This window comes from Proteiniclasticum sp. (assembly GCF_032054185.1).
Taxonomy (GTDB): Bacteria; Bacillota; Clostridia; order Clostridiales; family Clostridiaceae; genus Proteiniclasticum.
Map to the genome: position 1 here is coordinate 226667 of NZ_DAMBTF010000001.1, position 6964 is coordinate 233630.

Annotated in this window: 6 protein-coding genes; all 6 read right to left on the reverse strand. The window is 41.4% G+C overall.

Going from position 1 to position 6964, the window contains the following annotated elements; genetic code table 11:
- Nucleotide 1 precedes the first annotated feature (1 nt).
- On the reverse strand, nt 2-1396 hold the full coding sequence (locus RTX25_RS01020) for a HAMP domain-containing sensor histidine kinase (RefSeq protein ID WP_312649481.1): 1395 nt from the start codon (nt 1394-1396) through the stop codon (nt 2-4).
- 30 nt (nt 1397-1426) lie between these two features.
- Nucleotides 1427-2116 (reverse strand): response regulator transcription factor, encoded by a 690-nt coding sequence (locus RTX25_RS01025; protein ID WP_312649483.1) that lies wholly within the window; start codon nt 2114-2116, stop codon nt 1427-1429.
- Between the two features lie 18 nt (nt 2117-2134).
- Nucleotides 2135-3100, reverse strand: coding sequence for a polysaccharide deacetylase family protein (locus tag RTX25_RS01030; RefSeq protein ID WP_312649485.1), 966 nt, complete (start codon nt 3098-3100; stop codon nt 2135-2137).
- 291 nt (nt 3101-3391) lie between these two features.
- Nucleotides 3392-4534: a hypothetical protein gene (locus tag RTX25_RS01035; RefSeq protein ID WP_312649487.1), complete on the reverse strand. Its 1143-nt coding sequence runs from the start codon at nt 4532-4534 to the stop codon at nt 3392-3394.
- Nucleotides 4518-5573: a glycosyltransferase gene (locus tag RTX25_RS01040; RefSeq protein WP_312649489.1), complete on the reverse strand. Its 1056-nt coding sequence runs from the start codon at nt 5571-5573 to the stop codon at nt 4518-4520. Before RTX25_RS01040 ends, RTX25_RS01035 begins: the two co-directional genes overlap by 17 nt.
- A gap of 52 nt (nt 5574-5625) precedes the next feature.
- Nucleotides 5626-6756 carry a UDP-galactopyranose mutase gene (gene glf / locus RTX25_RS01045; protein ID WP_312649490.1) on the reverse strand — a complete coding sequence of 377 codons (1131 nt, stop codon included), beginning with the start codon at nt 6754-6756 and terminating at the stop codon, nt 5626-5628.
- Between the last annotated feature and the right edge of the window lie 208 nt (nt 6757-6964).

Sequence of the window (6964 nt, forward strand, 5' to 3'; positions counted from 1 at the left end):
ACTACGCTCCTTGTGGAAGTCTGAAGGTGATCTTTGTTCCCTGACTGACTTCACTTTCAATGATCAGTTCGCCACCATGGATGATGGCAATCTCATCGCAGATGGATAGTCCAATACCGTTGGATGAGTTTGACGTCTTTCCTTTATAGAACTTTTCTTTCACTTTATGGATATCACTGACTGAAATACCTTCCCCATCGTCTTCGACAATAAAGTCTGTCCAGTTTCTGGTTCTTTTCATCCTGACAGAAATTTCTCCGCCTTCCTTCGTAAACTTGAAAGAGTTGTCCAGAAGATTGATGAAAACCTGCTTCACTCTGTTGAGATCTGCATATACTGTGCCCATATCTTCTTCTTTTTCCACAATCAGCGTCTTGTTTTCTCTGAATGCTCTGTTCTCCATATGGTTCCGGATAAAATCGAAGAGTTCACGAATATCGATCTCCTGCTTTTCAAGCGTGATTTTTCCTGAAACAAATTTGGAGAAATCCAGAAGCTCATCCACCATACTTTTAAGCCGGTCACTTTCATTGGATATGATGTCGAGTCCCTGTTCCAGAAGTTCCCGGTCTGTGGATGGATCCTTTATGGTCACTGCCCATCCTTTAATGGAAGTGAGCGGTGTTCTTAATTCATGCGAAACAGAAGAAATGAAATCATTCTTCAGCTCTTCCTTCTTTTTTATCTCACTGGCCATATGGTTCAGCGTATCAGAAAGTTTCCCGATTTCATCTTCATGCATTTTCACGCTCACCACATTGTAGTTTCCTGTTGCCATGATTTCCGCAGTCTTGGTGAGTTTATCAATAGGCCTGATGAATCTCATGCCCAGAATATTGCTGAATATCGTGGAAAAGATGATGACCACGATACCGAACATGATGAAGTTTGTGACGATGAGTCTCATGGATTCATCCACACCTCTTAAAGATGTGATAAATCTCAGAACACCTACGATTTCATTATTGACCGTGAGGGGTCTTGAGACTGCCATGAGCTTTTCTCCCGTTGATGGTTCCGTATAGATCATGGATCCGTTGCTGCCTTCAAGGGCAGTACTCACATCATCAGCGTCAAGAACTCCTTGAGGTCTGTTGCCTCTTGAATCAAGAAGCACGATTTTCTCTGTGCTGATGATCTGCACCATGGCATTGGACTGTCTCCAGAAAGCATCTTCGTCGTTGGCCACATTCTGTTCCAGAGTTGCATCGGAATAGTATCTCTCATAAGTGTCAGTCGAAACGGACAGCTGATTGTATAAAGTATCACGTACATTGTTGTTGAAATAGGATCTTAATACACTGGCTAAGGCGATATCTGTAATGACCAGAGTCACAATTATAATGATCAGATAACTCATCGCAAGTCTGGCTTTTAGACTTTTTCCAAATCTCATAGGAATCTCCTTAATCTTTCGGTGTATTATTTATTCCTTACCCCATCTGTATCCGGTGCCCCAGACCGTTTCGATGTAATGCGGATCGGAAGCGTTGTCCTCGATTTTTGCACGCAGCCTTCTCATATTGACGTCGACAATTTTCGGATCACCGATGAAATCATATCCCCAGACAAGATTAAGAAGTTCATCTCGTGAAAATGCTTTTCCTTCATTCTCCAGAAAGATTTTCATGATGGCAAATTCTTTCGGGGTTAGCTCGATGAACTCATCTCTTTTTTTGAGCGTCTGAGAGTATTTGTCCATGGTAAAAATCTTGCTGACCAGAAGCTGGCCGTCATCTTTGATCCCCTTAGCTTCTTCAAGTCTTCGAATCAGCGCTTTGGTTCTCAGGATAAACTCTGTAGGATTGAAAGGCTTAACGACATAATCATCTGCTCCGCGTTCCAGACCCGAAATCTTGTCCATATCCTGACCTTTTGCGGTCAGCATGATGATCCCTATATTAGGGTGTGTTTCTCTCAGTCTTCTGCAGACTTCAAAGCCGTCGATTCCCGGAAGCATGACATCAAGAACTGCCACATGGGGCTTTTCAAGTTCTGTCAGTCTTAAAGCTTCCTCTCCGCTTCCCGCTTCAATCACTGAAAAACCGTTTCGTTCGAAATTGATTTTCAGAAATGCTCTGATGCTGGCTTCGTCTTCACAAATGAGTATCTTCATCTATCTCTCACCTTCCTGTTATTTTAATATGCCGAATTTATATCCTTCCTCTTTAAGCTGATCTATGATCATAGGCAGGGATTCTGTTGTCATGGTCTTGTTTTCCGCATCATGCATAAGAATGACAACCACATCTTTTACCTTGCTGAAAACAAGTGATTCCAGAACGAAATTCGCAAGTGCTTCCGGATCTTTAGGTCTTCTTGCTGTCGGTTCCGAATCTCCGTTCATGGCGTTCCAGTCGATATATTCGATTCCGGCTTCCTTAAGGGAAGCATCAGCCTCTTCTATATTATCCCAGGTCATATGTCCACCCGGATATCTGAAGACACCTGACTTGAAGTTCTCTTTGCCTGTCACTTCTCTGATTTTCTCCTGCAGCTGATCCAGTTCACCCTTTATAAATTCCTTATCCGCTGTTTTACCGGGATATAGCTTTTCATAGACGTGTGTATAGCTATGCAGGGCGATTGCATTGCCTTCATCCAGTATACGGTTGATGACCGTTCCGGACTGACTGCTGTTGTCTATGCTGGTTCCGATGACAAAAAATGTCGCTGCAGCATCCTTTTCTTTGAGAATGTCCAGGATTTTCCCGGTGTTTTCGGGACTTGGACCATCGTCAAAGGTCAGAAATGCAATTTTTTCTCCAGTATAGGCTTCAGTTCCGGTAATCCAGTTCCTCACATCTTCAGTGCTGTATGCATATTCAGCTGCGCTATGGATATGGTTTGAATTTTCCACAAGGTCTTCCGGTCTGACTTCCACGACTTCTTCAACTGAAGTCTCGACAGGTGCCGGCTCTGCAATGATGGGTGTTTTCGAGGTGAATTTATCTTCACCGATCATCTTGAAAATGACTACGCCAAGTATCGATCCGAGTACGAGTACCAGTGCAGCCAGAATAAAGACGCCTTTTGATTTCTTTCTGCTTCTGTAATAAGAGCCACCACTGTTTCCAAATATATTGTTATTTTTTGCCATTAAATCCTCCATGTATATATTCCATTTTATCCAATTCCATCCGCAATTAAGTTACAAAGTAGATTCAAATCATGCTCATAAAAATGCTCATGACTATTCTTATTTTACCATAGAATGGTTCGGAAAAAACGCTATACATTTGCCTTTCATGGGGATATCACAATTGCGTCGGTTGACCGCGTCAGATGATCATATGCTGAATGAAATAATCTAAGGGAGTCCTAAGCAGAAAGCTCTCTCTCTACTTAAGACTCCCAGTACTTCTAATCAGCCTCTGATTCTCATGTCGAATTACTTCTCTACCTGATGTTTCAATATCTCCTCTCTGATTGCTGCGGCGTAAGCCTCATATAGTACCCTTTCTGAGCCTCCCTGTGCAGTTTCATTATCCCATAACCCCGAGTGGTGCCAGAAGTCAAGTTCATCCCAATCCGGACGGTCAAGTATCGGATATATACATACACCAAGTATAGGACAGCCCAGCGCCATCACTCTTCTTACATTTTCTGAAATCATGTGTATCCATTCAGGTCGATCTTCTTTTACACTACTTGTTTCCGATATCATCAGCGGTTTGCGGTATCGTGTATAGTTCTCCACAAGCAGCTGGCTGAGAGGAATATAATTCATTTCTTCTTCAGGTTTTTTCCAGTCAAGAATCCTTCCCGTTTCATAGTTCCACTGATTGGGGTAATAATAATTGAGACCCATGACATCAAGGTATTCAGGCTTTCCCCCGAGTTCCTGACATATCCTTCCGCAAAGGATATCTGCCACCTGAAACTGGTTTTCGCTGATGGCTTTCACTTCTTCTATATAATCGGGATCTTCATTATCAGTAGTGATTCGGATGAGCGGTTCAGATAAAATGATCACTGAAGTAGGCTCTAGACTTCTGATTGCTTCTACGCCTTGAATGAACGCCTTCATAAGATGATATTTGACCGTCCATCCTAGACCTATGCAGTAGGGACTGGTCCCTGAAGCATCTCCACCGAGCCAGGAAAAAAAACTGACTTCATTGATGGGTACAACCATAAGCCTCTCTCCAGGGCAAATCACCTGATGCAGTTCTGTAAATGCTTTGCACATAGAAACAAAACGGGTTGTAAACTTTGGATGAAGAGGAGAAAGATCTTCTGGATAGCCGAAATGACATAAATCCCAGATAATCTGAATACCTGTTTTATGTGCGGTGTTCATTATTCTCACGACATCTTCCCAATTATACACATAAGGAGCCACTTCGACTTTAGACCATCGGATACCTTCTCTTACAGTCTTAATGCCCATTTTCCCGATATTTCTGTAGTCCTCCTCAAGCATAACCAAATGCCTTGTCTCAAAAAGCAGATCAACTCTATCTCCGTGAACATTCAGTTGATCGCTGCACTCAAAACCACCCATCCAGAAGCTGTTAAAGAAACTGCTCATGTTTCTCTATAACCTGATTGATAAGATGTTCCATCTCATTGCAGGTTCTCTCCCATGACATTGAGCTCAGATAGCCATCGACCGGTCTCCAGTCTTCCGATTTCTGATTTTCAAGATATCCTTTGATGGCTTCACTGAATTCGGAAGCATTTGTGATAATTGTGACCAGATCGAAGCTTCCATAAGAGTGGATGACATCATTAATCGAGGTAGATATGACCGGTTTTCCAGCAGCAAGATACTCAGGTGTCTTGGTCGGGCTGATGAACCTTGTGGATTCATTTAAGGCAAAAGGCATCATTGCCAGTGTCCAGTTGGAAATATACTCGGGAAGTTCAGTATATTCTTTCTTTCCAAGATAGAATATATTATCTGCATGAGGCAGACTCTCTGGATCAATTTTAACAACAGGTCCAATTACTACAAAACTTACATCAGGAGATTTTGCAGCTGTTTCACTTAGCAGTTCTAAATCGAACCGCTCATCGATAACCCCGAAAAATCCGATTCTCGGTTCAGGAATATCCTGTTGATCTAAAGGATTCGTCAGTGGATTACGAGCTTGAGCAAAATGATTGTAATCTATACTGCTTGGAAAGCAATGAACATTAGCATTACGGTCTTTCTTAGCTTCATATAGACTTTGGCCTCCGGTAAAAACAATATCAGCCAATTCAAGAAGTTCCTGTTCAAGATCAAGAAGCTCAGGTGGAGCATACTTAAATGCAGAAAGTTCATCCATACAGTCAAAAATAACTGCACTTGGGGTAAGATGTCGAGTATATGGCAGGAACATAGGGCTATAGTACCAGCTTAGATAATTGTTCAGTCCATGGTTCATGAGGTATTCATCTACAATATTTTTCAGTCTGATGTCTTTATCGATTCCATCTTCTGAAAGCTCCGGAGTAATGATTATTACCCCCTTGTTCTCACTAACCTTGTAACCATCCTTTTCACCTGTTACCGCTTCTTCAAAAAAGTGAATACTGAATTCCTTAGATAAATTTGTAAGAAGGTGCTGTGGTCTCTGGAACACGAAGTTCTACCTAAGATGTGAGAACACAAGTATAGTTTGTCTATTATGCTTATCATCGTACATGATTTTCCACCTCCTTAATTATTTTCAGTTCATCAATCAGTGAACCGACTCTTTTCAATGCAGCAGACACCACCTGATCCATATTGTAATACTTATACTCTGCCAATCTTCCAATAAACAGGGCTTTGTGTTGGTGCTCAATATTTTTCACATCATCCATATAAAGCGTTCTCAGTTTCATATTCCTATCATCGAGTACTACATAGGAAGGCACTCCTTCTGATGAAGGATACTCTTTCAGAATGACTGTCTTATCGGACTTTTCACCAGTGAAATGTTTGAATTCAGTAATTCGTATGAAGTCATAATCATTGGGATAGTTTACCACACCTACTGTCTGATAATCACCTTCATATGTTTCGAACTCAAAACGTACAGAGCGATAGTTCAGTTCTCCATATTTCATATGGAAATATTCATCAATTCTACCTGTATAAATCAGGAAGTCGTCCGTGTCGTCATCAGGAGTGTATTCTGTATCCATTTCTATTGTTATATTAGGATGATCCAGCATATTCTGAATCATCTTGGTGTATCCTTCCTGAGGTATCCCCTGATACTTATCGGTGAAATATCGGTTATCCCGATTAAATCTTACAGGAATTCTTCCTGCAACCTCCTTAGCCAGATGATCAGGCTCAGTCTGCCACTGTTTTCTTGTGTACTCTCTGAACATCTTCGTATACAGATACTCTCCGACCTGACTGATGACTGCCTCTCTGAAGTTTGTAGGTTCTACAGGAATCAATGACTTCTCAGTTTCCAGCTTCAGGAAGCTTTCGACTTCCATTATACTCAGTTCAACCCCAAAAAGCTGACATAGCGTATCGCGGTTAATAGGAAAAGGAACAAACTGACCATCAACATATGAAAGTACGCGATGCTGGTATGGTCTGAATTTTGTAAAACGACTGCAGAAATTCCATGCTTCCTGATCATTGGTATGGAATATATGAGGACCATATCTCTGAACAGTGATGCCTTCTTCTGTCTTTTCATCAAAACAGTTACCTCCAATATGAGAACGCTTTTCGAAAACATGTACACTATATCCTGACTCAGCCATAAGTCTGGAGGCTACAGCTCCCGTAAGCCCTGCACCGATTACATTTATATTCATTTTTTACCTCCCGCTTGTTATTTATTAAAGATCATATCATTTTGAAAAACAGTTATGGCTGAATACATATATTGTTATTATTATCGTTTTAATTTTAACGATTTAATCATACTTCGACAGAGTTATCTCCTGTTATAATCACACTCTTGGATATTTTTCCACGCAAAAAAAGCTCCAGGCATTACGCTTGGAGCTTCTGTAACTGGCG

Bases quoted from the DNA above. Each gene is read 5' to 3' on its own strand.
- RTX25_RS01020 (WP_312649481.1), bottom strand. From the start codon at position 1,396: ATGAGATTTGGAAAAAGTCTAAAAGCCAGACTTGCGATGAGTTATCTG.
- RTX25_RS01025 (WP_312649483.1), bottom strand. From the start codon at position 2,116: ATGAAGATACTCATTTGTGAAGACGAAGCCAGCATCAGAGCATTTCTG.
- RTX25_RS01030 (WP_312649485.1), bottom strand. From the start codon at position 3,100: ATGGCAAAAAATAACAATATATTTGGAAACAGTGGTGGCTCTTATTAC.
- RTX25_RS01035 (WP_312649487.1), bottom strand. From the start codon at position 4,534: ATGAGCAGTTTCTTTAACAGCTTCTGGATGGGTGGTTTTGAGTGCAGC.
- glf (WP_312649490.1), bottom strand. From the start codon at position 6,756: ATGAATATAAATGTAATCGGTGCAGGGCTTACGGGAGCTGTAGCCTCC.